The 24,000-nt window shown below is 51.8% G+C and carries 26 protein-coding genes; 11 read left to right on the top strand and 15 right to left on the bottom strand.

Annotated elements, in window-relative coordinates; all coding sequences use genetic code 11:
* Positions 1-110 precede the first annotated feature (110 nt).
* The 5 genes from cpxP to cdh all read left to right on the top strand — a co-directional run bounded on the left by cpxP (position 111) and on the right by cdh (position 4,976).
* The gene (cpxP, locus tag ACJHXB_RS19535; protein WP_001223800.1) at positions 111-611 is read left to right on the top strand and encodes a cell-envelope stress modulator CpxP; all 501 of its coding nucleotides are present in this window, start codon (positions 111-113) and stop codon (positions 609-611) included.
* Between the two features lie 148 nt (positions 612-759).
* A complete protein-coding gene (gene fieF, locus ACJHXB_RS19530) occupies positions 760-1,662 on the top strand; it encodes a CDF family cation-efflux transporter FieF (RefSeq protein WP_001076742.1) in 903 nt (300 codons plus the stop codon).
* Positions 1,663-1,842: 180 nt separating this feature from the next.
* Positions 1,843-2,805, top strand: a complete 963-nt coding sequence (gene pfkA, locus ACJHXB_RS19525; RefSeq protein ID WP_000591795.1) for a 6-phosphofructokinase — start codon at positions 1,843-1,845, stop codon at positions 2,803-2,805.
* A gap of 319 nt (positions 2,806-3,124) precedes the next feature.
* The gene (gene sbp, locus ACJHXB_RS19520) at positions 3,125-4,114 is read left to right on the top strand and encodes a sulfate/thiosulfate ABC transporter substrate-binding protein Sbp (protein WP_001045689.1); all 990 of its coding nucleotides are present in this window, start codon (positions 3,125-3,127) and stop codon (positions 4,112-4,114) included.
* A gap of 106 nt (positions 4,115-4,220) precedes the next feature.
* Positions 4,221-4,976, top strand: a complete 756-nt coding sequence (gene cdh, locus ACJHXB_RS19515; protein ID WP_001469196.1) for a CDP-diacylglycerol diphosphatase — start codon at positions 4,221-4,223, stop codon at positions 4,974-4,976.
* Positions 4,977-5,030: 54 nt separating this feature from the next.
* Here cdh and tpiA read toward each other — a convergent pair whose 3' ends face one another.
* Both tpiA and ACJHXB_RS19505 read right to left on the bottom strand, forming a co-directional pair.
* Positions 5,031-5,798: a triose-phosphate isomerase gene (gene tpiA / locus ACJHXB_RS19510; protein ID WP_001216325.1), complete on the bottom strand. Its 768-nt coding sequence runs from the start codon at positions 5,796-5,798 to the stop codon at positions 5,031-5,033.
* A 107-nt stretch (positions 5,799-5,905) separates the two neighbouring features.
* Complete coding sequence (locus tag ACJHXB_RS19505; protein ID WP_000802226.1) at positions 5,906-6,505, bottom strand: YiiQ family protein; 600 nt, start codon at positions 6,503-6,505, stop codon at positions 5,906-5,908.
* A 100-nt stretch (positions 6,506-6,605) separates the two neighbouring features.
* Between ACJHXB_RS19505 and ACJHXB_RS19500 the strand changes: the two genes are divergently transcribed.
* From ACJHXB_RS19500 to uspD, 3 genes are all read left to right on the top strand, one after another.
* Entirely contained in the window at positions 6,606-7,046 is a 441-nt protein-coding gene (locus ACJHXB_RS19500; RefSeq protein ID WP_000155244.1) for a DUF805 domain-containing protein, read from the top strand.
* Positions 7,047-7,257: 211 nt separating this feature from the next.
* Positions 7,258-7,557, top strand: coding sequence for a DUF406 domain-containing protein (locus tag ACJHXB_RS19495; RefSeq protein ID WP_000655986.1), 300 nt, complete (start codon positions 7,258-7,260; stop codon positions 7,555-7,557).
* Positions 7,558-7,583: 26 nt separating this feature from the next.
* Positions 7,584-8,012: a universal stress protein UspD gene (gene uspD / locus ACJHXB_RS19490; RefSeq protein ID WP_000323555.1), complete on the top strand. Its 429-nt coding sequence runs from the start codon at positions 7,584-7,586 to the stop codon at positions 8,010-8,012.
* A 4-nt stretch (positions 8,013-8,016) separates the two neighbouring features.
* Here uspD and fpr read toward each other — a convergent pair whose 3' ends face one another.
* The 4 genes from fpr to glpF all read right to left on the bottom strand — a co-directional run bounded on the left by fpr (position 8,017) and on the right by glpF (position 12,381).
* On the bottom strand, positions 8,017-8,763 hold the full coding sequence (gene fpr / locus ACJHXB_RS19485; protein ID WP_000796322.1) for a ferredoxin--NADP(+) reductase: 747 nt from the start codon (positions 8,761-8,763) through the stop codon (positions 8,017-8,019).
* 96 nt (positions 8,764-8,859) lie between these two features.
* Entirely contained in the window at positions 8,860-9,870 is a 1,011-nt protein-coding gene (glpX, locus tag ACJHXB_RS19480) for a class II fructose-bisphosphatase (protein ID WP_001250644.1), read from the bottom strand.
* 134 nt (positions 9,871-10,004) lie between these two features.
* The gene (gene glpK / locus ACJHXB_RS19475) at positions 10,005-11,513 is read right to left on the bottom strand and encodes a glycerol kinase GlpK (RefSeq protein ID WP_000136788.1); all 1,509 of its coding nucleotides are present in this window, start codon (positions 11,511-11,513) and stop codon (positions 10,005-10,007) included.
* A 22-nt stretch (positions 11,514-11,535) separates the two neighbouring features.
* A complete protein-coding gene (gene glpF, locus ACJHXB_RS19470) occupies positions 11,536-12,381 on the bottom strand; it encodes a glycerol uptake facilitator protein GlpF (protein ID WP_000084268.1) in 846 nt (281 codons plus the stop codon).
* A 424-nt stretch (positions 12,382-12,805) separates the two neighbouring features.
* On the opposite strand from glpF, the gene zapB reads away from it, so the two are divergent.
* Complete coding sequence (gene zapB / locus ACJHXB_RS19465; RefSeq protein ID WP_001296623.1) at positions 12,806-13,051, top strand: septal ring assembly protein ZapB; 246 nt, start codon at positions 12,806-12,808, stop codon at positions 13,049-13,051.
* 84 nt (positions 13,052-13,135) lie between these two features.
* Here the strand turns inward: zapB and rraA are convergent, their stop codons facing one another.
* The 7 genes from rraA to priA form a co-directional block, all read right to left on the bottom strand.
* Complete coding sequence (gene rraA, locus ACJHXB_RS19460; protein WP_000872908.1) at positions 13,136-13,621, bottom strand: ribonuclease E activity regulator RraA; 486 nt, start codon at positions 13,619-13,621, stop codon at positions 13,136-13,138.
* A 92-nt stretch (positions 13,622-13,713) separates the two neighbouring features.
* The gene (menA, locus tag ACJHXB_RS19455; protein WP_000139496.1) at positions 13,714-14,640 is read right to left on the bottom strand and encodes a 1,4-dihydroxy-2-naphthoate polyprenyltransferase; all 927 of its coding nucleotides are present in this window, start codon (positions 14,638-14,640) and stop codon (positions 13,714-13,716) included.
* Positions 14,641-14,706: 66 nt separating this feature from the next.
* Positions 14,707-16,038, bottom strand: a complete 1,332-nt coding sequence (gene hslU, locus ACJHXB_RS19450) for an HslU--HslV peptidase ATPase subunit (protein WP_001293344.1) — start codon at positions 16,036-16,038, stop codon at positions 14,707-14,709.
* A 9-nt stretch (positions 16,039-16,047) separates the two neighbouring features.
* Positions 16,048-16,578, bottom strand: coding sequence for an ATP-dependent protease subunit HslV (hslV, locus tag ACJHXB_RS19445; RefSeq protein ID WP_135125143.1), 531 nt, complete (start codon positions 16,576-16,578; stop codon positions 16,048-16,050).
* 92 nt (positions 16,579-16,670) lie between these two features.
* Positions 16,671-17,630, bottom strand: a complete 960-nt coding sequence (ftsN, locus tag ACJHXB_RS19440; RefSeq protein WP_000068834.1) for a cell division protein FtsN — start codon at positions 17,628-17,630, stop codon at positions 16,671-16,673.
* Between the two features lie 91 nt (positions 17,631-17,721).
* Positions 17,722-18,747, bottom strand: coding sequence for a DNA-binding transcriptional regulator CytR (cytR, locus tag ACJHXB_RS19435; protein WP_000644904.1), 1,026 nt, complete (start codon positions 18,745-18,747; stop codon positions 17,722-17,724).
* Between the two features lie 155 nt (positions 18,748-18,902).
* On the bottom strand, positions 18,903-21,101 hold the full coding sequence (priA, locus tag ACJHXB_RS19430; RefSeq protein ID WP_001469197.1) for a primosomal protein N': 2,199 nt from the start codon (positions 21,099-21,101) through the stop codon (positions 18,903-18,905).
* A gap of 202 nt (positions 21,102-21,303) precedes the next feature.
* On the opposite strand from priA, the gene rpmE reads away from it, so the two are divergent.
* Positions 21,304-21,516, top strand: coding sequence for a 50S ribosomal protein L31 (gene rpmE / locus ACJHXB_RS19425; RefSeq protein WP_000710769.1), 213 nt, complete (start codon positions 21,304-21,306; stop codon positions 21,514-21,516).
* A gap of 60 nt (positions 21,517-21,576) precedes the next feature.
* On the opposite strand, the gene ACJHXB_RS19420 is transcribed toward rpmE, so the two are convergent.
* Positions 21,577-22,185: a YiiX family permuted papain-like enzyme gene (locus tag ACJHXB_RS19420; protein ID WP_000702310.1), complete on the bottom strand. Its 609-nt coding sequence runs from the start codon at positions 22,183-22,185 to the stop codon at positions 21,577-21,579.
* Between the two features lie 59 nt (positions 22,186-22,244).
* A complete protein-coding gene (gene metJ, locus ACJHXB_RS19415; RefSeq protein WP_000852812.1) occupies positions 22,245-22,562 on the bottom strand; it encodes a met regulon transcriptional regulator MetJ in 318 nt (105 codons plus the stop codon).
* Between the two features lie 276 nt (positions 22,563-22,838).
* Between metJ and metB the strand changes: the two genes are divergently transcribed.
* A complete protein-coding gene (gene metB, locus ACJHXB_RS19410) occupies positions 22,839-23,999 on the top strand; it encodes a cystathionine gamma-synthase (protein WP_001295694.1) in 1,161 nt (386 codons plus the stop codon).
* Position 24,000: the final 1 nt, after the last annotated feature.

Genomic DNA, 24,000 nt, shown 5'->3' with positions numbered 1-24,000 from the left:
GTCGCTAATCCATGACTTTACGTTGTTTTACACCCCCTGACGCATGTTTGCAGCCTGAATCGTAAACTCTCTATCGTTGAATCGCGACAGAAAGATTTTGGGAGCAAATGATGCGCATAGTTACCGCTGCCGTCATGGCCTCAACGCTGGCAGTCAGTTCATTAAGCCACGCTGCTGAAGTCGGTTCAGGCGATAACTGGCATCCGGGTGAAGAACTTACGCAGCGCAGTACGCAGAGCCATATGTTCGACGGCATAAGTTTAACCGAACATCAGCGTCAGCAGATGCGAGATCTTATGCAACAGGCCCGGCACGAACAGCCTCCTGTTAATGTTAGCGAACTGGAGACAATGCATCGCCTTGTCACCGCAGAAAATTTTGATGAAAACGCTGTGCGCGCACAGGCAGAAAAAATGGCGAATGAGCAAATTGCTCGTCAGGTTGAGATGGCAAAAGTCCGCAACCAAATGTATCGCCTGTTAACGCCGGAGCAGCAAGCGGTTTTAAATGAGAAACATCAACAACGAATGGAGCAGTTGCGTGACGTGACGCAATGGCAAAAAAGTTCATCGTTGAAGCTATTGAGTAGTAGCAACTCACGTTCCCAGTAGTAAACCCTGTTTTCCTTGCCATAGACACCATCCCTGTCTTCCCCCACATGATGTGGGGGTTTTTTTTATCCTCAATTTGCTTGCTGCTTAATGCATTGCAGATGATTTGCTTCCGTTATACTAGCGTCAGTTGATAGCGGGAGTATTTATGAATCAATCTTATGGACGGCTGGTCAGTCGGGCGGCGATTGCTGCAACGGCGATGGCTTCACTGCTATTGCTGATTAAAATTTTTGCATGGTGGTATACCGGGTCGGTGAGTATTCTCGCCGCGCTGGTGGATTCGCTGGTGGATATCGGCGCGTCGTTGACGAATTTACTGGTGGTGCGATATTCCCTGCAACCTGCCGACGATAATCACTCGTTTGGTCACGGTAAAGCTGAGTCCCTCGCGGCGCTGGCGCAAAGTATGTTTATCTCCGGTTCAGCACTATTCCTGTTTTTGACGGGTATTCAACATCTGATATCTCCAACACCGATGACAGATCCAGGCGTCGGGGTTATCGTGACAATTGTGGCGCTAATTTGTACGATTATCCTTGTCTCGTTTCAGCGGTGGGTGGTGCGCCGGACGCAAAGCCAGGCGGTGCGGGCTGATATGCTACATTACCAGTCTGATGTTATGATGAACGGCGCAATTCTGCTGGCGCTGGGGTTGTCCTGGTACGGCTGGCATCGCGCCGATGCTCTGTTTGCATTGGGAATCGGCATCTATATTTTATATAGCGCGTTACGCATGGGATATGAGGCGGTACAGTCATTACTGGATCGCGCATTGCCTGATGAAGAACGGCAAGAAATTATTGATATCGTGACTTCCTGGCCGGGTGTTAGCGGCGCTCACGATCTTCGCACGCGGCAGTCAGGGCCGACCCGCTTTATTCAGATTCATTTGGAAATGGAAGACTCTCTGCCTTTGGTTCAGGCACATATGGTGGCGGATCAGGTAGAGCAGGCTATTTTACGGCGTTTTCCGGGATCGGATGTGATTATCCATCAGGACCCCTGTTCCGTCGTACCCAGGGAGGGTAAACGGTCTATGCTTTCATAATCAGTATAAAAGAGAGCCAGACCCGCATTTTGTGTATAAAATACCGCCATTTGGCCTGACCTGAATCAATTCAGCAGGAAGTGATTGTTATACTATTTGCACATTCGTTGGATCACTTCGATGTGCAAGAAGACTTCCGGCAACAGATTTCATTTTGCATTCCAAAGTTCAGAGGTAGTCATGATTAAGAAAATCGGTGTGTTGACAAGCGGCGGTGATGCGCCAGGCATGAACGCCGCAATTCGCGGGGTTGTTCGTTCTGCGCTGACAGAAGGTCTGGAAGTAATGGGCATTTATGACGGCTATCTGGGTCTGTATGAAGACCGTATGGTACAGCTAGACCGTTACAGCGTTTCTGACATGATCAACCGTGGTGGTACGTTCCTCGGTTCTGCGCGTTTCCCGGAATTCCGCGACGAGAACATCCGCGCCGTGGCTATCGAAAACCTGAAAAAACGTGGTATCGACGCGCTGGTGGTTATCGGCGGTGACGGTTCCTACATGGGTGCAATGCGTCTGACCGAAATGGGCTTCCCGTGCATCGGTCTGCCTGGCACTATCGACAACGACATCAAAGGCACTGACTACACTATCGGTTTCTTCACTGCGCTGAGCACCGTTGTAGAAGCGATCGACCGTCTGCGTGACACCTCTTCTTCTCACCAGCGTATTTCCGTGGTGGAAGTGATGGGCCGTTATTGTGGCGATCTGACGTTGGCTGCGGCCATTGCCGGTGGCTGTGAATTCGTTGTGGTTCCGGAAGTTGAATTCAGCCGTGAAGACCTGGTAAACGAAATCAAAGCGGGTATCGCGAAAGGTAAAAAACACGCGATCGTGGCGATTACCGAACATATGTGTGATGTTGACGAACTGGCACATTTCATCGAGAAAGAAACCGGTCGTGAAACCCGCGCAACAGTGCTGGGCCACATCCAGCGCGGTGGTTCTCCGGTGCCTTACGACCGTATTCTGGCTTCCCGTATGGGCGCTTACGCTATCGATCTGCTGCTGGCAGGTTACGGCGGTCGTTGCGTAGGTATCCAGAACGAACAGCTGGTTCACCACGACATCATCGACGCTATCGAAAACATGAAGCGTCCGTTCAAAGGCGACTGGCTGGACTGCGCGAAAAAACTGTATTAATGATTTCGGAAAAAGGCAGATTCCTTTAGCCTGAAACCGATGACAGAAGCAAAAAGGCCTGATGCGCTTCGCTTATCAGGCCTACGTGAATTCTGCAATTTATTGAATTTGCAAACTTTTGTAGGCCGGATAAGGCGTTCGCGCCGCATCCGGCATGGACAAAGCGCACTTTGTCAGCAATATGAGGCGGATTTCTTCCGCCTTTTTAATCCCCCAACATATACCCGCAAGTTATAGCCAATCTTTTTTTATTCTTTAATGTTTGGTTAACCTTCTGGCACGCTTTGCTCATCACAACACAACATAAGAGAGTCGGGCGATGAACAAGTGGGGCGTAGGGTTAACATTTTTGCTGGCGGCAACCAGCGTTATGGCAAAGGATATTCAGCTTCTTAACGTTTCATATGATCCAACGCGCGAATTGTACGAACAGTACAACAAGGCATTCAGCGCCCACTGGAAACAGCAAACTGGCGATAACGTGGTGATTCGTCAGTCACACGGTGGTTCAGGCAAACAAGCGACGTCGGTAATCAATGGTATTGAAGCTGATGTTGTCACTCTGGCTCTGGCCTATGACGTGGACGCGATTGCGGAACGCGGGCGGATTGATAAAGAGTGGATCAAACGTCTGCCGGATAACTCCGCACCGTACACTTCCACCATTGTTTTCCTGGTGCGTAAGGGCAATCCGAAGCAGATCCATGACTGGAACGATCTGATTAAACCGGGTGTTTCGGTGATCACGCCTAATCCGAAAAGCTCTGGTGGCGCGCGCTGGAACTACCTGGCAGCCTGGGGCTACGCGCTGCATCACAACAACAACGATCAGGCAAAAGCACAGGATTTTGTTCGGGCACTGTATAAAAACGTCGAAGTTCTGGATTCTGGCGCGCGCGGCTCCACTAACACCTTTGTCGAGCGCGGGATTGGCGATGTACTGATTGCCTGGGAAAACGAAGCTCTGCTGGCAGCGAATGAACTGGGGAAAGATAAATTCGAAATTGTCACGCCGAGTGAGTCTATCCTCGCAGAGCCAACCGTGTCGGTGGTCGATAAAGTGGTTGAGAAAAAAGGTACTAAAGAGGTGGCGGAAGCCTACCTGAAATATCTCTACTCGCCAGAAGGTCAGGAAATTGCCGCGAAAAACTACTACCGTCCGCGCGACGCTGAGGTAGCGAAAAAGTACGAAAATGCGTTTCCAAAGCTGAAGTTATTCACCATTGATGAAGAGTTCGGCGGCTGGACGAAAGCGCAAAAAGAGCATTTTGCTAACGGCGGTACGTTCGATCAGATCAGCAAACGCTGATTTCTCCAGGATAATTATCAAACCCGGTGGTTTCTCGCGACCGGGTTTTTTATTTGTCACGATTTTGCGTTACCCTTGCATCTCTTTGAGGTACAGGGAAAAAAAGATGAAAAAAGCGGGTCTTCTTTTTTTGGTGATGATAGTTATCGCCGTTGTGGCTGCCGGTATTGGTTACTGGAAATTAACCGGTGAAGAGTCGGATACATTACGTAAGATTGTCCTTGAGGAATGTTTGCCCAATCAGCAGCAAAATCAAAATCCTTCGCCATGTGCGGAAGTCAAACCCAATGCCGGATACGTTGTTTTAAAAGATCTTAATGGCCCACTGCAATATCTGTTGATGCCAACGTATCGTATTAACGGAACTGAAAGTCCTTTGTTGACCGATCCTTCAACGCCGAACTTCTTTTGGTTGGCCTGGCAGGCGCGTGATTTTATGAGCAAAAAATACGGTCAGTCGGTTCCCGATCGCGCGGTTTCTTTGGCGATCAACTCCCGCACCGGGCGTACGCAAAACCATTTTCATATTCATATCTCTTGTATTCGTCCTGATGTGCGCGAACAACTGGATAAAAATCTGGCGAACATCAGCAGCCGCTGGTTGCCACTGCCAGGTGGTTTGCGCGGGCATGAATACCTGGCGCGTCGGGTAACGGAAAGCGAACTGGTACAACGCAGCCCATTTATGATGCTGGCAGAAGAAGTACCTGAGGCGCGGGAACATATGGGAAGCTACGGGCTGGCGATGGTGCGGCAGAGTGATAATTCGTTTGTTTTGCTGGCGACACAACGAAATCTACTGACGCTGAACCGTGCTTCAGCCGAGGAAATCCAGGATCATCAGTGTGAGATTTTGCGTTAAGGCGAGGAGTTAAGGAAAGTAAGTGCCGGATATGAAATCCGGCACCTGTCAGACTTAAGCCTGTTTAGCCGCTTCTGCAGCTTTAACGATCACTGCGAAAGCGTCAGCTTTCAGAGAAGCACCGCCAACCAGCGCGCCGTCGATGTCTGGCTGAGCAAACAGTTCTGCAGCGTTAGACGCGTTTACAGAGCCGCCGTACTGGATGATCACTTGTTCAGCGATGTTAGCGTCAACTTTAGCGATGTGGTCACGGATGAATTTGTGAACAGCCTGTGCCTGCGCCGGAGTTGCAGATTTGCCAGTACCGATTGCCCATACTGGTTCGTAAGCGATTACCGCACCTTCGAATGCTGCAGCACCCTGAGTTTTCAGTACCGCGTCGATCTGACGTGCACAAACTTCTTCAGTTTTGCCCGCTTCGTTTTCAGCTTCGGTTTCACCGATGCACAGAACCGGAGTCAGACCCTGCTCTTTCAGCACCGCGAATTTTTTCGCGATCAGTTCGTCAGACTCTTTGTGGTAAGTACGACGTTCAGAGTGGCCGATGATGATGTACTGTGCGCCGATGTCTTTCAGCATAGCAGCAGAGGTTTCACCGGTGAATGCGCCGGACAGGTTCAGGTCCACGTTTTGCGCACCCAGCATGATGTGGCTGCCTTCAGCTTCGCGCTTCGCCATATCGATGTACATTTCCGGTGGTGCGATTGCAACCGCACAGCCAGCAACACCTGCCAGCTCTTTACGCAGGTTAGAAACCAGCTCGTGAACCATGTGGCGGCTGCCGTTCAGTTTCCAGTTACCCATCACTAAAGGATGTCGCATTTTAATTCTCCACGCTTATAAGCGAATAAAGGAAGATGGCCGCCCCGCAGGGCAGCAGGTCTGTGAAACAGTATAGAGATTCATCGGCACAAAGGCTTTGCTTTTTGTCATTTATTCAAACCTTCAAGCGATTCAGATAGCGCCAGCTTAATCGGTTCAACAGCGAAGGTCAGCCCCTTTTCGCCGTTGTCCGCGACAACATAACGCAGTGCACCTTCTGTCTCGGTGTAATAACGTTTGTTTTTCCCGGCCGTTAGTAGCGACTGCAGTTTTTTCTGGCTTTGTGTTTTGGTCATTAATGGGGTGAGTGTGCGGATCACCGCTGCCATGTATTCCTGAGCTTTCGCTTTCGCGGCTTTTTGCTCTGGCCCCTGGATGGGTAGCCAGGTCATTTGAATGCTTTTGATTTTTAAGGTACCGCGCTCCAGCGCTGTAGAAGCATACAAGTTCTCGTTAATTTTACTGGCAGCACGAGTGAGATTGGCTTTGTCGGGACTGCTGTCGATGGCACGAAATTCGTTCAGTGGCAGGCTGGGATTCTGGCTGTTAAAGTCTTCTCGAAACTGGCTGATGGAGAGATCGAAAGTAGGGGCTCCAGCCAGCAGATAAGGCGCGGTCGTTGCCGTATCTGGTGTTTGTGCATGCGCCGTTGTTGTAACGGTTAATGCAGAACATAAGAGAAAAAACAGCGTACACCCTGGCTTCATTGACAGTACCTTTTGTTATGACTGGCTCCGATTAAAACGATATCTGTCGCCCTTGTCAAAAGGGTAGAATCCTGGAAAAGACAACCATCAAGGAACTTACATGACCATACAGCAATGGTTATTCTCATTTAAAGGGCGTATTGGACGCCGTGATTTCTGGATTTGGATAGGCCTGTGGTTCGCAGGCATGCTGGTGCTTTTCTCACTGGCGGGTAAAAATTTACTCGATATTCAGACCGCGGCGTTTTGCCTTGTGTGCTTGTTTTGGCCAACAGCGGCAGTAACCGTTAAGCGCTTGCATGATCGCGGGCGTTCCGGCGCATGGGCATTTCTGATGATTGTGGCGTGGATGCTGCTGGCGGGTAACTGGGCGATTTTACCGGGTGTCTGGCAATGGGCGGTGGGGCGTTTTGTCCCGACGTTGATTCTGGTGATGATGCTTATCGATCTTGGTGCGTTTGTTGGCACACAAGGCGAAAATAAATATGGTAAAGATACCCAGGATGTGAAGTATAAAGCCGACAATAAATCAAGTAATTAACCTTTAATATATCTCTTACTGCTATTTTTTTCCGGGATTGTTATTTCCACGATGCAAATGACAATGCCCGGAAAATCCTTCTGAGCTCTTCACCTTAAGCAATATCAAAAAAAATGGTAATCCATAAGATCATTACTTGTTTGTTCTTCCCTTAACGGCGCATTATTCTTAAGTCGTAATCGACAGAGAGGCGAATATACAGAGGTGCCCTATGAAAGATGTCGTAGATAAATGCAGTACTAAAGGATGTGCGATTGATATCGGTACGGTGATTGATAACGACAACTGTACCAGTAAGTTTTCGCGCTTTTTTGCCACCCGCGAAGAAGCAGAGTCCTTTATGACCAAACTGAAAGAGCTTGCCGCCGCTGCATCCTCTGCAGATGAAGGGGCCAGCGTGGCCTATAAGATTAAGGATCTGGAAGGGCAAGTTGAGCTTGATGCGGCCTTCACCTTCTCATGCCAGGCCGAGATGATTATTTTTGAGTTATCACTGCGTTCGTTAGCTTGATGGAGTTGCTTTAGAAGGAGTTAAACATGGCTTATAAACACATTGGCGTGGCAATTTCCGGGAATGAAGAAGATGCCTTACTGGTGAATAAAGCCCTGGAGCTCGCCAGACATAATGACGCTCATCTGACGTTAATTCATATTGATGATGGCTTAAGCGAGTTGTATCCGGGTATCTACTTCCCTGCAACAGAAGATATTCTTCAATTGTTGAAGAATAAGTCGGATAACAAGCTGTATAAACTGACGAAAAATATTCAATGGCCGAAGACAAAACTGCGTATTGAACGCGGAGAAATGCCGGAAACACTGCTGGAAATTATGCAAAAAGAGCAGTGCGACCTCCTTGTCTGTGGTCATCACCACTCATTTATCAACCGTTTGATGCCGGCATATCGCGGGATGATCAATAAGTTGAGTGCGGATTTGCTCATCGTGCCGTTTATCGATAAGTAACCGCTTACCAGTAATGCTCCGCTGTCATATGGCCCGGTCGGCGACGTAAATGTTTCGTCATCTGCCGGGTCTCTTTCAGTAACTGTTGCGTATCGCGCACCATCTGTGGATTGCCGCACAGCATCACATGGCTGGTTTCTTTATTCATCGGCAGGCCAACCGCGCTTTCCAGTTCACCACTTTCAATTAACGCTGGTATCCGTCCGGTGAGCGACCCCGCTGCCGTTTCCCGACTGACCACCGTCTGAATGCGCAGTTTGCCTTCGTAGCGTTTTTCCAGTTCTTGCATCAGTGGCAAATAGCTTAAGTCGGCGGCATAACGTGCGGCGTGAACCAGGACCAGATTTTTGAAGCGATCTAAATCTTTGCCCAGTTGCAGAATCGATAAATAAGGGCCAATCGCTGTACCGGTTGCCAGCATCCATAGCGTTTCGCAATCTGGTACTTCATCCAGAACAAAGAAGCCAGCTGCTTCGCTAACCACCTGCACTTCATCGCCCGGTTTCAGTGCCGCCAATCGTGGGCTTAATTTGCCATCGGGGACGGTGACCAGGTAAAACTCCAGATCGGGATTATCGGGCGAGTTAACATAGGAGTAGGCGCGCTGGACGCGTTCACCGTCGATTTCAAGGCCAAGCTTGGTAAATTGCCCGGCGGTAAACGGAAGCACGGGGGCGTGAACGGTGAGACTAAACAGGGCGTCGGTCCAGTTCTGCACTTTAGTGACTTTGCCTGTTACCCAATCAGCCATGTTTTTCTCCTGTTTTGATTGACTTGCCTTATCTTCGTTCTCCGAACAAAAAAATTCCAGTCCCGAAGGACTGGAAGGCTCAATCGATCAAATCACTCAGAGAATGTGCACCTGCATTTCCGGGTCTTTGCGATCCAGATAGTGGATGGACTGAATGCGGCGAATAGTGCGTGACTTGCCGCGGATCAGCAGCGTTTCGGTAGTCGCGATATTGCCTTTGCGGCTAATGCCTTCCAGCAGATCGCCTTTGGTAATACCGGTGGCAGAAAAGATGACGTTATCGCTGCGTGCCATATCGCCCAGACGTAATACTTTACCGGCTTCGATGCCCATTGCTTTGCAGCGTGCCAGCTCCTGCTCGCCAATGCGACGATTCTCTTCGTTGTCGCCTTTGACGTCATGACGCGCCAGCAGACGACCGTTCATGTCACCATCTAATGCGCGGATCACCGCCGCAGAAACCACGCCTTCCGGCGCGCCACCAATACCGTACAGCACGTCAACTTCGCTGTCTGGCATACAGGTGAGAATTGAGGCCGCAACGTCGCCATCCGGAATAGCAAATACGCGTACGCCGAGTTGCTGCATTTCAGCGATAACGGCATCGTGGCGTGGTTTAGCCAGAATCGTTACCGTCAGTTCGCTCAACGGTTTGCCGAGCGCCGCCGCTACATTGCGCAGGTTATCCGCCAGCGGCAGGTTCAGATCAATGGTGCCTTTGGCTCCCGGTCCGACGATCAGCTTCTCCATATACATATCTGGCGCGTTGAGGAAACAGCCTTTATCGCCTACTGCCAGCACCGCCAGCGCGTTAGCCTGGCCCATCGCCGTCATGCGCGTGCCTTCAATCGGATCAACAGCAATATCTACCGCGTCGCCGCGACCAGTACCGACTTTTTCACCAATGTAGAGCATCGGTGCTTCGTCGATTTCACCTTCACCAATGACGATGGTGCCGTCAATGTTGACCTGGTTGAGCATAATACGCATGGCGTTTACCGCCGCGCCGTCCGCGGTGTTTTTATCGCCGCGTCCTAACCATTTGTAGCCAGCCAGCGCCGCAGATTCGGTGACGCGGGAAAATTCGATGGCAAGTTCTCGTCTCATAGCAAACTCTAAGCAGTAAGGAATGGCGCGAAGTGTAGCACAGGGGAAGGGCGGGATTATTGATGTGTGCGGGGTTGCCCCCGCACGATTCAGGACTACCGGATGCGGCATAAACGCTTCATCCGGCATTTACATTACTCGTCGTGTTCTTCCCACGCCATCGCGCGTTTGACCGCTTTTTTCCAGCCTGCGTAACGGTAATTACGCTCAGTGGTTTCGATGCCTGGACGGAACTCGCGCTCAATCACCGCTTTCTCTTGCAGCTCGTCGAGGTTCTGCCAGAAGCCAACCGCCAGACCAGCAAGATAGGCCGCACCCAATGCGGTGACTTCGCGCACTTCCGGGCGCTCAACGCGCGTACCGAGAATATCGGACTGGAACTGCATCAGGAAATTGTTCGCTACTGCGCCGCCATCCACGCGCAGCGCGTGCAGACGAATACCGGAGTCGGCCTGCATTGCTTCCAGTACGTCACGCGTCTGATAAGCAATAGACTCCAGCGTCGCGCGGATAATGTGGTTAGCGTTCACTCCACGCGTTAAGCCGAAAATCGCCCCGCGCGCATACGGATCCCAGTATGGCGCACCCAGCCCGGTAAATGCCGGAACCACATATACACCATTGGTGTTTTGCACTTTGGTGGCGAAATATTCGGAATCGTACGCGTCGTTAATCAACTTCATCTCATCGCGCAGCCACTGAATGGATGCGCCCGCCATAAACACCGCACCTTCCAGCGCATAGTTCACTTCGCCAGTCGGGCCGCAGGCGATGGTGGTCAGCAGGCCGTTTTCTGATTTCACCGCTTTCTCGCCAGTGTTCATCAGCATAAAGCAGCCAGTGCCGTAGGTATTTTTCGCCATCCCTTCTTTCACGCACAACTGACCAAACAGCGCCGCCTGCTGGTCACCGGCGATCCCGGAGATTGGAATACGCGTGCCGCCTTTGCCGCCAATGTTAGTCTGACCGTATACTTCGGAAGAACGACGCACTTCTGGCAGCATCTCACGCGGAATATCCAGCACCTCCAGCATTTTGTCGTCCCAGTCCAGGGTATGGATGTTGAACAACATGGTACGAGAGGCGTTGGTGTAATCGGTCACATGGACACGGCCCTGAGTCATTTTCCAGATAAGCCACGTATCAACCGTACCAAACAGCAATTCACCACGACGCGCACGCTCGCGAGAGCCTTCCACATGGTCGAGGATCCACTTCACTTTGGTGCCAGAGAAGTACGGGTCAATCACCAGACCGGTATTGCTGCGGATATAATCTTCTAAACCGTCACGTTTTAAATGCTCGCAGATTTCTGCGGTACGACGGCACTGCCAGACAATGGCGTTATAGATAGGCTTGCCGGTTTCTTTTTCCCAGACAATAGTGGTTTCACGCTGGTTCGTAATACCGATAGCTGCAATTTGATCGGAACTGATATCGGCTTTCGCCAGCACTTCTACCAGCGTGGAGCTTTGGGTGGCCCAGATTTCCATTGGGTCGTGTTCTACCCAGCCTGGTTTTGGGTAGATTTGCTCAAATTCGCGCTGCGACACGCTAATGATATTGGCATCGTGATCCATTACGACCGCGCGGGAGCTGGTGGTGCCCTGGTCGAGCGCAACGATATATTTTTTTTCAGTCATGTTTAATTGTCCCGTAGTCATATTACAGCGAAGCTTTTTGTTCTGAAGGAGTTGTGGTCTCCTTTTCTTCCACAACACAGATATCGCAAGGCAAATGGCGACCAATCAGTTTGCGGTAGGCAAATGCACCTACAATCGCGCCAACGATAGGGCCAAAAAGCGGCACCAGGAAGTAAGGAATATCTCTGCCGCCGGTAAAGGCGACATTGCCCCAGCCCGCCAGCCAGGCAAAGACTTTCGGACCGAAGTCACGCGCTGGGTTCATGGCAAAACCCGTCAATGGGCCCATAGATGCGCCAATGACCGCAATCAGTAGACCAATCAGCAAGGGAGCCAAAGGGCCGCGTGGTACACCGTTGCCATCGTCCGTTAACGCCAGGATCAGCCCCATCAGAATAGCGGTAATCACCATCTCAACTGCGAAAGCCTGCACAAAATTGATATGAGGATTCGGGTAAGTAGAGAAAGTGCCAGCCAGATCAACACTTTCAACGCTGCCGCGAACAATGTGATGAGTCTGTTCGAAGTCGAAAAATAAATTGTAGTAAAGCCCGTAAACTAAAGCCGCAGCGCAGAAAGCGCCGGCAACTTGTGAAACGATAAAAGGAATAACTTTGCGCTTGTCGAAACAGGCAAACAGCCACAATGCAATGGTAACAGCGGGGTTAAGATGCGCGCCGGAAACCCCTGCGGTCAGGTAGATGGCCATTGCCACCCCCAGTCCCCAAATGACACTGATTTCCCACTGACCAAAAGACGCACCAGCGACTTTTAGTGCTGCAACGCAACCCACCCCGAAAAAAATCAACAACCCGGTACCGAGGAATTCAGCAATGCACTGGCCTTTCAAGGTTGATGTTTGACTCATAATCGGATCCTGAAGAGTTAATGTTTGTTGTATGCGTGAAAGTCACGGACCTCCACGATGCTTGTAGGCATGCTGTAAACTTATCGTTAACGAGCAAAAACGAGAAATATCGAACTTAAAATGTGTGTGCTTCGTCATAAAATGAGCGTTATCGCGCCATTTATTCCATCTGATTGTACATGATGCATGTTTGTTAGATCATTCGCGCAACAAATTTATTAACATTTTCGATTGATGTGGATTATGTCACCAGGAGAAGGATGAAAAGTGTGGCAAACCTTAATCTGCAAGGCGTGCCGCTGGACAGCGATGGCGCGGCTTCATACAATCGGAGCTAACTAAAGTGCGCTCGTATTTATTAAGGCGTCACCGGTAATCGGGACGAGGATTTTTATCCATCAACGCCTTGCAATTCAGGAGAGGTATGACAATGTCATTAGAAGTGTTTGAGAAACTGGAAGCAAAAGTACAGCAGGCGATTGATACCATCACTCTGTTGCAGATGGAAATCGAAGAGCTGAAAGAAAAAAACAACTCACTGTCGCAGGAAGTTCAAAATGCCCAGCATCAGCGCGAAGAGCTGGAGCGTGAGAACAACCATCTGAAAGAACAGCAGAACGGCTGGCAGGAACGTCTGCAGGCCCTGCTGGGTCGCATGGAAGAGGTCTGATTACGCTTCATCTTCCGCGTAATTTCTTTACTGTGTAGGCCAACAGGTAACGCAGAAAAAAGGCACCTTGCGGTGCCTTTTCTATCATTCAATATCCAACGGATCTTCAGAAAGAATAATCCCGGTATTGTCGGCATAAAGATGGTCGCCGGAGAAGAAGGTGACACCGCCAAAATTGACGCGGACATCGCTTTCGCCAATGCCTTCGCCAGCGGCACCAACCGGAATTGCCGCCATCGCCTGGATGCCGATATCCAACTCTTCCAGGTCATCTACCTGACGCACCGCGCCGTAAATGACCAGACCTTCCCATTCATTTTGTACTGCCAGACGCGCCAGTTCAGCATCGACCAGTGCGCGACGAACAGAACCACCGCCATCGACGACAAGAACACGACCACGGCCATTCTGTTCGAGCAGATCGTACAGCAACCCGTTGTCCTCGAAACATTTTACCGTGATTATTTGTCCGCCAAACGACGCCCGTCCGCCAAAGTTGGAGAACAGCGGTTCCACGACGTTAACATCTTCTTGATAGATGTCACAAAGCTCGGAAGTATCGTATTTCATAGGCTTAACATTCAGTTGCTGCGAGAATTTTCAGTATATCGCGCTATGTGGGCTGTTGGCAAAATCATCAATTGTTAATTGATATTTGTCAGTTATGCTGCCCACTGGCTTAGGAATATCCCTAAAACAAACAGCAGGTTAGTCAGTAACGCTCCCTTGACAGTGCGTTCCAGCATCGGTCGCATCGCCACCGGGTCCATTTCCCGCATCACATAACGGGCTTGCTTCACCAGCAACGGTGCCGCCAGCAGAAACAGCCAGCCCCACAGGCTATGCAGCGAAAAGAGATTAAACAGCGCCAGGCACACCAGAGAGCCCATCAGCAGGCAGGCATGATAACGACGCGCGTTCACTTCACCTAAGCGCACCACCAGCGTGTTTTTGCCATTTTCGCGGTCGCTATTGATATCACGCAGGTTATTAATGTTCAGTACTGCCGTTGCCAGCAGGCCGCATGCGGTCGCCGGAAGGATCAGCGCCGGAATCAATGTATGAGCCTGTAAATACCAGCTGCCCATGACGCTCAACCAGCCAAAGAAAACCAGTACGGAAATATCACCCAGACCGATATAACCATAAGGACGATTGCCCACGGTGTAGGTGATAGCGGCAATGATCGACAACCCACCAAGAATCAGGAAACCGACAAAATCGGCCAACGTATGGCACGCCACTGCAACCAGTGCCAGCCCGGAGAGACAGATGAGCACGACGGTAATAATGAGCGCCCGTTTCATCTCTTGCTGGGTAATGACCCCTTTTTGCATGCCGCGTAGCGGTCCGATACGGTCAGGTTTATCGCTGCCTTTTACCGCATCGCCGTAATCATTGGCGAGGTTAGAAAGGATCTGTAATAGCCCGGCGGTAATCAGTGCCAGCAGGGCGACCAGCGGATCGAAGTGACCTTGCCACCATGCCAGCGCCGTCCCGACGATAATTGCAGCAAAGGCGAGGGGGAGGGTTTTAGGTCGTAAACTTTCCAGCCACGCCTGAGTTCGGCTAATTTGTTGTTCAGTCATAATACGCGCCAATAAAAATGGGGCCTTTCAGCCCCATCAAACAATGATGAAAATGATTGAACGCGATTATAGGATAAAACGGCTCAGATCTTCATCTGCCACCAACGCATCCAGATGTTTGCTCACATAATCTGCGTCAATAGTGATGGTTTGACCGCTTAAATCGCTGGCGTCGTAGGAAATCTCTTCCATTAAACGCTCCAGAACGGTATGTAAACGACGAGCACCGATGTTTTCGGTAGATTCGTTCACCTGCCATGCCGCTTCCGCGATGCGCTTAATACCGGAGTCGGTAAACTCGATATTTACGCCTTCAGTCGCCATCAGTGCTTTGTACTGCACGGTAATAGAGGCATTCGGCTCGGTCAGAATACGCTCGAAGTCGCTGGTGGTCAGTGCCTGCAGCTCAACGCGGATTGGCAGACGACCTTGCAGTTCCGGGATCAGGTCAGACGGTTTCGCAATCTGGAACGCGCCAGAAGCGATAAACAGAATGTGGTCAGTTTTGACCATCCCGTGTTTGGTGGAAACGGTGCAACCTTCTACCAGCGGCAGCAGGTCACGCTGAACACCTTCACGAGAAACATCCGGACCGGAAGACTCGCCGCGCTTACAGATTTTGTCGATTTCGTCGATAAACACGATCCCGTGCTGCTCAACAGCGTCGATAGCGTCTTGCTTCAGCTCTTCCGGATTCACCAGTTTCGCCGCTTCTTCTTCAATCAGCAGCTTCATGGCGTCTTTGATTTTCAGCTTACGTGCTTTTTGCTTCTGGCCGCCCAGGTTCTGGAACATGGACTGCAGCTGGCTGGTCATCTCTTCCATGCCCGGAGGAGCCATAATTTCAACGCCCATCGGTGCTGCGGCAAGATCGATCTCGATTTCTTTGTCATCAAGCTGGCCTTCACGCAGTTTCTTGCGGAATGCCTGACGAGCAGCGGACGGTTCCTGCTGCTGTTCGGTCTGTCCCCAGTTGTTTTTAGCAGGTGGGATCAGCACGTCGAGAATACGTTCTTCTGCCAGTTCTTCAGCGCGATAACGGTTTTTCTCGATAGCCTGGACGCGTACCATTTTCACGGCGGCATCGGTCAGATCGCGAATAATAGAATCCACTTCCTTACCGACATAGCCCACTTCGGTGAATTTGGTCGCTTCAACTTTGATGAACGGCGCATTCGCCAGCTTAGCCAGACGACGGGCGATTTCAGTTTTACCGACACCGGTCGGGCCGATCATCAGGATATTTTTCGGGGTCACTTCATGGCGCAGCTCTTCGTTGAGCTGCATGCGACGCCAGCGGTTACGCAGAGCAATCGCCACGGAACGCTTGGCGTTGTCCTGGCCGATGATGTGCTTATCCAGTTCGCTGACGATTTCGCGTGGGGTCATTTCAGACATGGGAGATCCTTACGCTTTGTAGCTTAATTCTTCGATGGTGTGGAAATGGTTGGTATAGATGCAAATGTCGCCTGCAATATCCAACGCCTTTTCAGCAATTTCACGGGCGCTAAGTTCAGTGTTTTCTAACAGCGCGCGCGCCGCAGCCTGGGCGTAAGGGCCGCCGGAGCCGATAGCAATAAGATCGTTTTCTGGCTGCACCACGTCACCGTTACCGGTGATGATAAGCGATGCAGTTTCATCCGCGACTGCCAGCAGTGCTTCAAGTTTGCGCAGCATGCGATCGGTACGCCAGTCTTTCGCCAGCTCAACGGCGGCTTTGACCAGATGGCCCTGATGCATTTCCAGTTTACGTTCAAACAGTTCGAACAGCGTAAAAGCATCCGCAGTACCGCCCGCAAAGCCCGCGATGACTTTGTCGTTGTACAGACGGCGGACCTTTTTCACGTTGCCTTTCATTACGGTATTGCCCAACGTGGCCTGACCATCACCAGCGATGACCACATGGTCGTTACGGCGTACGCTTACTATAGTTGTCACGAGCTGACCCCTTGGTTACGAATACAGAGTACAAACCCCGTACAAAAGTACGGGGCATAATGCAATTATAGATGGGGGGGATTTTGAGGGTTTCAACCCCCGGCGGCGAGCCGAATGCAGTTTGTATGACCCGCCATCTTCAAGCGATTGAGGGTGCTGTCTGCGTTCTCTTTGCCTTTCACCGGGCCAATGACCACACGATTCCAGCCATTGTTGGTGGTGATCTTCGAGTCAAAGCCTTCAAACGCCAGCTGAGCACGTACCGTCTCTGCCTGTTCCGCGCCTCTGAACGAACCGCACTGCACCATCCAGCGGCGTTCGTCTTTTTTCTCCGCCGTCGGTTTTGGCGCGTCAGCGGCACGAGCAACCGGCGCAGCTTGCTGCGGCTTCGACTGCGCGGTCGTGTGCGCAGGAGTTTGCAGCAGATCCTGGTACGGCTGCTGAGTAGAAGCCGGTTTAGACTGGCGCGGTTGCGCCTGTACCGGTGCGGCTTGCGACGTACGCGTCTGCTGCTGCCAGCTTTGTTCAGTCGTACGCGACTGCTGAGCCAGGCGTTGCTGCTCCGCTAATTGCTGCGCCTGACGCTGGCGCTGTAGCGTTTGCTGACGCTGTTCCGGCGTCTGCTCATTCCACGGAACTTCAACCAGCTGCGTTGGCTGCTGGCGCATATCAGCCTGCATTTGCTCAAGGAGCTGGCGTTGCTCTGGTGTTAGTTGCTCCGGCGTTTTCACTTCACCACCGGCAGAAGGTTCTGTAGGCGCACGCACACCCGGCTGGCGACTTTCCAGCTCTTTGATGTAGCGCCAGCGTTCTTCTGGTTTTGGTGGTAGTCCGTTTCCGGTCACTTTCTGGCTTTGCAGCGTCTCGGACTCTTCTTTCTTGTGATGCGTAATGAAGTACAGACCACCGATAAAGGTCACAAGAACGGCGGCAGCAATAGCGACCATAGCGGGAGAAACCGCAGGCAGATTTCGTTGCTTTTTCCGTGAGGTGCTCTTTTTTCGCCGCGAAGGTGCCGGTTGGCTGCGGCGTACATAATCTCGTTGTGCCACTATCGTTTCGCTGTATTTATTCGTTCGTCAGCCCGCCATGTTACTTAAGCGGCGGGCCTTTGACCAGTCACGGCAGTCTTAAAGGTTTACTTTAAGGTAACGCGCGTGTTGATCCCCGGATGATAAGTTCGCAGTCCATTAAACGAGAGCCACTGCCAACGTGTTGCCCCTGCATTTGATCAAGCAATAACAGCATAGCTTCCCGACCGATTTCGTAACGCGGCTGCGCGATGGTTGTCAGCGGCGGATCACAAAATTGCGTCAGGTCGATGTTATCAAAACCGATTATGGAAAGGTCTTCCGGTACTTTCAGCCCCTGGCGTTTTGCCTGCGAAAGTGCGCCGAGCGCCATCACATCGCTATGGCAGAAGACAGCAGTAGGCGGTTGTGGAAGATCAAGCAGCTGTTGCATTGCTTTGCTTCCGGCTTCGAAGGTGAAGTCGCCACGGGCGATGTATTGCGGATCAACCATAATGCCGCAGCGACGCAGCGCCTGAACGTAGCCTTGCAGGCGGTAGTGACACAGCGGCATCTCTTCGGGACCGGCTATACAGCCAATCCGTTTATGCCCTTGCTCATATAAATAATTTACTGCATCAAATGCGGCGGTCAGATTGTCGATATGAACGGTAGGCAGCTCCAGTTCCGGTGCAAATTCGTTCGCCATCACCATCGGCGGCAGATTACGCTGTTCCTCAATGCTGGCATCAAACGGCAGCCTTGAACCCAGCAACAACATGCCATCAATTTGCTTGGTGATGATCAAATCGATAAAGGTTTTTTCCTGCTGATTTTGATGCGCACAGTCGCCAATCAGCACCAGATATCCGTGATTTGCCGCCGTAACTTCGATACCGCGAATAATTTCGCTAAAGAAGGGATCGCAGATATCCGGGACAATCACCAGAATGGTGCGGGATTCATTACGCTTGACGTTGCGCCCCATAGGCTGCGGTAAATAACCCACTTCCCGGGCCGCTTTTTCAACCCGATTACGGGTGGCCTGGGAGACTTTATCGGGATTCATTAATGCTCGGGAGACAGTCGCTGTAGAGACTTTTGCCTTGAGGGCAACGTCTTTCATGGTCGCGGCAGTTTCCTGCTTCTTCGCTTTCACACTCACTCCTCGCCTGGCACGTCAGGCGTACTACATCCATGTTTACTTCACATCGGCAACATTTTTAGCAGATAGCGCGTGAAAACGGTTACAGAATTTTCATGAAAAGTGTGATGAATATTGAATTTTTCGATCCGCCTCGCATCGTTTGCGCATTAGCCCTCGATGGGATCGACATCCAGCACCCATTTCACCTTACGGGAATCCGGTATTGTATTAATAAGCGCCAGCGTACCATTGATGATGTGCTGTAATCGCACGCGGGAAGGGTGCTGCAACAAAATTTGCCAGCGCCAGCGACCACCACGCTTAGGGGCCAGTGCCGGAACCGGACCGAGAACCCACAGTTTGTCGTCTGCCAGCGGACTGGAGAGGATCAGATTACGCAGTTGTTGCAGGAACAGCGGCGCATGCTGATTGTTATGATCTTCCGCACGCACAATCACATGGCTGGTCCACGGCGGCAGCTGCATCATCCGTCGCTCAGCCAGCGCCTGTTCGGCAAAGGCGTCGTAGCCTTTATAGAGCAACGTTTGCAACAGAGGATGTTCCGGATGGTGCGTTTGCAGCACCACTTCGCCCTGTTTACCCGCACGCCCGGCACGACCGGCGACCTGGGTGTAAAGCTGGGCAAAACGCTCTGCCGAGCGAAAATCGGCAGAAAACAGCGCACCGTCCACATCCAGTAACGCCACCAGCGTCACATCCGGAAAGTGGTGACCTTTCGCCAGCATTTGCGTGCCGATCAAGATCCTCGCGCCGCCGCGATGCACTTCCGCCAGTTGTTGTTCCAGCGCTCCTTTGCGGCTGGTGGTATCGCGGTCGATACGAGAAATGGGCACACCAGGGAACAGCGGCGCAAGCGTCTGTTCAAGCTGTTCGGTGCCCAGCCCCACGGGTACCAGGTGCGTGGAACCGCAGGAAGGGCACTGGCGCGGCACCGGACGCTGACTGTCGCAATGGTGGCAGCGCAAATGCTGTTGCGCCTGATGCAGCGTGTAGTAGTGATCGCAACGTGGACATTCGGCAATCCAGCCGCAGTCGTGGCACAGCAAGGCAGGCGCAAAGCCACGGCGGTTAAGAAAGAGGATAACCTGGTTGTCGGCCTGTAAATGCTGGCGCATACGGGTGATTAACGCCGGAGCCAGCCCCGCCTGCACCTTCTGACCTTTTAAATCCAGCACGTGTTGAATTGCCGGACGCGCATTCCCCGCCCGACGCGTCAGGCGCAGCAGGCGGTATTTTTTCTGCTGGACGTTGCATAACGTTTCCAGTGCGGGTGTTGCGGAGCCAAGAATAATCGGGATTTGCTCGCTGTGCGCACGATAAACCGCCAGGTCGCGGGCATGATAGCGCCAGCCTTCCTGCTGCTTGTAGGAACTGTCGTGCTCTTCATCAATGACAATCACACCGAGATTTTTAAACGGCGTAAACAGCGCGGAGCGGGTGCCGATCACAATCGCCGCCTCACCATTTTTCGCTTTCAACCACGCCGAAAGACGCTCGCTGTCGTTCAGGCCGGAATGCAGAACTTCTACGGGGGCATTAAAACGTTCACGAAAACGGGCGATAGTTTGCGGTGTCAGGCCGATTTCCGGCACCATCACCAGCGCCTGTTTGCCCTGAGCGAGCACATTTTCCAGTACACTGAGATAAACCTCCGTTTTACCGGAACCGGTAACGCCCGCCAGCAGCCAGGCAGAAAAAGTATCTGCCGCGCTATGAATTGCGCCAACGGCGGTGGCCTGTTCGGTATTCAACCGCAACCGCTCACCAGAAACGGCATAGTTCGTGCGCCAGTCGCTAAACTCTGGTGTTTCACTTGCTAAATCACACAGACCTTTTTTGCGCAGTGCCTGCAACGCGGCATCATTAAATTCGAGCGTTGCAACCTGGTCGCGCCAGATTTTGCCTTGCCGTAACGCTGCCAGCGCCTGTTGTTGCTTTGGCGAGCGTTTCAGGCTGTTCAGATCCACCGCCTGGCCTTGTTCAGTGGCAAACCAGTACCACATCGGCGCGTTCGCCGCAGGCCGCCCTTGGCGTAGTAAAATCGGCAAGGCATGAAACAGCACATCGCCAATCGGATGATGATAGTAATCCGCCGCCCATAGCAGTAATCGCCAGACGGAGTGAGTAAATACCGGCTCAACGTCCAGCACTTCAACTACCGCTTTCAGCTCGTTAAGCGGCAGCTCACTGACATCGCTAACTGATACCACAACCCCGATGCGCTCCTGCTGTTTGCCAAACGGCACGCGCACGCGACACCCGGCTTTAACCGTCATGCCTTCTGGCAGGAGATAGTCAAAGGTACGAGGAAGCGGAACGGGCAAGGCAACGTGGGCAACGGGCATAGCATCATCCTGACTTGAAATTCGGTGGGTTAGTATACACATTGCCGTAGAAGAGTGCGGATCAGTTTGCATACGCTGGTTAATTTCTGTATGATTTCGCGCCTTCGTACGAAATGATCGTATTGAAGCTATACTTTTAACATCGCGTGGTGTCTGGCGTTAGGGCTGGAAGAGCGACGCGGCCTTAAACCGAGGTTTTCCCATGAAAAAAGATATTCACCCGAAATACGAAGAAATTACTGCTAGCTGCTCTTGCGGTAACGTAATGAAAATCCGCTCCACCGTTGGTCATGACCTGAACCTCGACGTGTGCAGCAAGTGCCACCCGTTCTTCACTGGCAAACAGCGTGATGTTGCTACCGGTGGCCGTGTTGACCGCTTCAACAAGCGTTTCAACATCCCGGGCAGCAAATAAGACCGGATTTCCGAAAAAAGCGCCGCATGGCGCTTTTTTTGTGCCTGAATTTTGGTCGTATTACCACGAAAACAGCGGCCACTCTTTGGCAACCGTGGTGAGTTGTGGCGCGTCGAAAACGGCTTGTGGCGAGACCACCGTTTCCTCAAGCGGAATATTTTTGCCGTAGCGTTCTTTGAGCTTTGCCTGAACCAGCGGGTTACTCAGATCGAACTCTTTCAACTTCTGCTGTTCGCCCACGCGCATTCCCAGCGCATTCTGGTAAACCTTCCACACCACTTCCGAACAGTACTGGCGATCGTCGCTCCACGAGAAGCTGAAATCGTACGGTTTGCCGAGATAACGTTTTGCCGTTTGCGCCAGTTTTTGCTGTTGTTTAACACTCAGTCCGCCTTCAACGCGGCGAACAACGTATTTGCCCTTTTCACCATGGGCAATCCACTGCTTGAGCGGGGTGTATTTCACCGGGCCGACCGCTTCAAAAACGTAGGGCTTTTTGTTACGCATCACCAGCATACCGGTGTGGCTGTAATCGGAATGGGTCGCCAGTTGGATCGCTTTACTTTGCGATGAGCGAGAGATTTGAAAGATGATGTCGCCAGTTTGCGGCTGCCAGGCAAAGGCAGGCACAGAAACCAGCAGGCTGAGGATCAGTAGCCTGATTTTCATCGTTAAACGTCCTTGTATGAAAAAAGCGGCTGGTTAACTCCGCGCCGCTCTTTTCCGCTTTAGTATTCCCACGTCTCCGGGTTAATCCCCATCTCACGCATGATCTCTTTTGCCGCTTCCGGGATTTCGTCGCTGCGCTCTTTACGCAGATCGGCATCATCCGGCAATGGTTGCCCGGTAAAGGCATGCAGAAACGCTTCGCACAGCAGCTCGCTGTTGGTAGCGTGACGCAGGTTGTTCACCTGACGACGCGTGCGTTCATCGGTGAGGATTTTTAACACCTTAAGAGGAATGGAAACCGTAATCTTTTTGACTTGTTCACTCTTCTTGCCGTGCTCAGCGTATGGGCTGATATATTCGCCGCTCCATTCAGCCATGAGATACTTAATCCTCTTCGTCAATAAATTGAGACCAGACCACACAATTTATGTGGGTACTGACCGTAAACCCGCATAGTTTACCGTACAGGCGTTACCGTGACATCGTGTAATGCACCTGTCGGCGTGATAATGCATATAATTTTAACGGCTATTTGGGATTTGCTCAATCTATACGCAAAGAAGTTTAGATGTCCAGATGTATTGACGTCCATTAACACAATGTTTACTCTGGTGCCTGACATTTCACCGACCAAGCCCAGGGAACTTCATCACATGACGCGTAAACAGGCCACCATCGCAGTGCGTAGCGGGTTAAATGACGACGAACAGTATGGTTGCGTTGTCCCTCCCATCCATCTTTCCAGCACCTATAACTTTACCGGATTTAATGAACCGCGCGCGCATGATTACTCGCGGCGCGGCAACCCAACGCGCGATGTGGTTCAGCGTGCGCTGGCAGAACTGGAAGGTGGTGCCGGTGCCGTACTTACTAATACCGGCATGTCCGCGATTCACCTGGTAACGACCGTCTTTTTGAAACCTGGCGATCTGCTGGTTGCGCCACACGACTGCTACGGAGGTAGCTATCGCCTGTTCGACAGTCTGGCGAAACGCGGTTGCTATCGCGTGTTGTTTGTTGATCAAGGCGATGAACAGGCATTACGGGCAGCGCTGGCAGAAAAACCCAAACTGGTACTGGTAGAAAGCCCAAGTAATCCATTGTTACGCGTCGTGGATATTGCGAAAATCTGCCATCTGGCAAGGGAAGTCGGGGCGGTGAGTGTGGTGGATAACACCTTCTTAAGCCCGGCATTACAAAATCCGCTGGCATTAGGTGCCGATCTGGTGTTGCATTCATGCACGAAATATCTGAACGGTCACTCAGACGTGGTGGCCGGCGTGGTGATTGCTAAAGATCCGGACGTTGTCACCGAACTGGCCTGGTGGGCAAACAATATTGGCGTGACGGGCGGCGCGTTTGACAGCTATCTGCTGCTACGCGGTTTGCGAACGCTGGTGCCGCGTATGGAGCTGGCCCAGCGCAACGCGCAGGCGATTGTGAAATATCTGCAAACCCAGCCGTTGGTGAAAAAACTGTATCACCCGTCGCTGCCGGAAAATCAGGGGCATGAAATTGCCGCGCGCCAGCAAAAAGGCTTTGGCGCAATGTTGAGTTTTGAACTGGATGGCGATGAGCAGACGCTGCGTCGTTTCCTGGGCGGGCTGTCGTTGTTTACGCTGGCGGAATCATTAGGGGGAGTGGAAAGTTTAATCTCTCACGCCGCAACCATGACACATGCAGGCATGGCACCAGAAGCGCGTGCCGCCGCCGGGATCTCCGAGACGCTGCTGCGTATCTCCACCGGTATTGAAGATGGCGAAGATTTAATTGCCGACCTGGAAAATGGCTTCCGGGCTGCAAACAAGGGGTAAA

Origin of the sequence: Escherichia sp. WS3227_2 (assembly GCF_046486495.1) — a bacterium.
Lineage (GTDB): Bacteria > Pseudomonadota > Gammaproteobacteria > Enterobacterales > Enterobacteriaceae > Escherichia > Escherichia coli.
Note: the sequence above shows the minus strand (reverse complement) of the source record. Positions and strands in the feature narration are given on the sequence as shown.

What these genes read in the sequence shown, in the direction of transcription:
- glpF (WP_000084268.1), bottom strand. Translation starts at nt 12,381, where the DNA reads ATGAGTCAAACATCAACCTTGAAAGGCCAGTGCATTGCTGAATTCCTC.
- ACJHXB_RS19500 (WP_000155244.1), top strand. Translation starts at nt 6,606, where the DNA reads ATGACCATACAGCAATGGTTATTCTCATTTAAAGGGCGTATTGGACGC.
- cpxP (WP_001223800.1), top strand. Translation starts at nt 111, where the DNA reads ATGCGCATAGTTACCGCTGCCGTCATGGCCTCAACGCTGGCAGTCAGT.
- sbp (WP_001045689.1), top strand. Translation starts at nt 3,125, where the DNA reads ATGAACAAGTGGGGCGTAGGGTTAACATTTTTGCTGGCGGCAACCAGC.
- glpK (WP_000136788.1), bottom strand. Translation starts at nt 11,513, where the DNA reads ATGACTGAAAAAAAATATATCGTTGCGCTCGACCAGGGCACCACCAGC.
- zapB (WP_001296623.1), top strand. Translation starts at nt 12,806, where the DNA reads ATGACAATGTCATTAGAAGTGTTTGAGAAACTGGAAGCAAAAGTACAG.
- ACJHXB_RS19505 (WP_000802226.1), bottom strand. Translation starts at nt 6,505, where the DNA reads ATGAAGCCAGGGTGTACGCTGTTTTTTCTCTTATGTTCTGCATTAACC.
- ACJHXB_RS19420 (WP_000702310.1), bottom strand. Translation starts at nt 22,185, where the DNA reads ATGAAAATCAGGCTACTGATCCTCAGCCTGCTGGTTTCTGTGCCTGCC.
- rpmE (WP_000710769.1), top strand. Translation starts at nt 21,304, where the DNA reads ATGAAAAAAGATATTCACCCGAAATACGAAGAAATTACTGCTAGCTGC.
- priA (WP_001469197.1), bottom strand. Translation starts at nt 21,101, where the DNA reads ATGCCCGTTGCCCACGTTGCCTTGCCCGTTCCGCTTCCTCGTACCTTT.
- fieF (WP_001076742.1), top strand. Translation starts at nt 760, where the DNA reads ATGAATCAATCTTATGGACGGCTGGTCAGTCGGGCGGCGATTGCTGCA.
- fpr (WP_000796322.1), bottom strand. Translation starts at nt 8,763, where the DNA reads ATGGCTGATTGGGTAACAGGCAAAGTCACTAAAGTGCAGAACTGGACC.
- metB (WP_001295694.1), top strand. Translation starts at nt 22,839, where the DNA reads ATGACGCGTAAACAGGCCACCATCGCAGTGCGTAGCGGGTTAAATGAC.
- cdh (WP_001469196.1), top strand. Translation starts at nt 4,221, where the DNA reads ATGAAAAAAGCGGGTCTTCTTTTTTTGGTGATGATAGTTATCGCCGTT.
- tpiA (WP_001216325.1), bottom strand. Translation starts at nt 5,798, where the DNA reads ATGCGACATCCTTTAGTGATGGGTAACTGGAAACTGAACGGCAGCCGC.
- menA (WP_000139496.1), bottom strand. Translation starts at nt 14,640, where the DNA reads ATGACTGAACAACAAATTAGCCGAACTCAGGCGTGGCTGGAAAGTTTA.
- pfkA (WP_000591795.1), top strand. Translation starts at nt 1,843, where the DNA reads ATGATTAAGAAAATCGGTGTGTTGACAAGCGGCGGTGATGCGCCAGGC.
- metJ (WP_000852812.1), bottom strand. Translation starts at nt 22,562, where the DNA reads ATGGCTGAATGGAGCGGCGAATATATCAGCCCATACGCTGAGCACGGC.
- ACJHXB_RS19495 (WP_000655986.1), top strand. Translation starts at nt 7,258, where the DNA reads ATGAAAGATGTCGTAGATAAATGCAGTACTAAAGGATGTGCGATTGAT.
- glpX (WP_001250644.1), bottom strand. Translation starts at nt 9,870, where the DNA reads ATGAGACGAGAACTTGCCATCGAATTTTCCCGCGTCACCGAATCTGCG.
- rraA (WP_000872908.1), bottom strand. Translation starts at nt 13,621, where the DNA reads ATGAAATACGATACTTCCGAGCTTTGTGACATCTATCAAGAAGATGTT.
- hslU (WP_001293344.1), bottom strand. Translation starts at nt 16,038, where the DNA reads ATGTCTGAAATGACCCCACGCGAAATCGTCAGCGAACTGGATAAGCAC.
- uspD (WP_000323555.1), top strand. Translation starts at nt 7,584, where the DNA reads ATGGCTTATAAACACATTGGCGTGGCAATTTCCGGGAATGAAGAAGAT.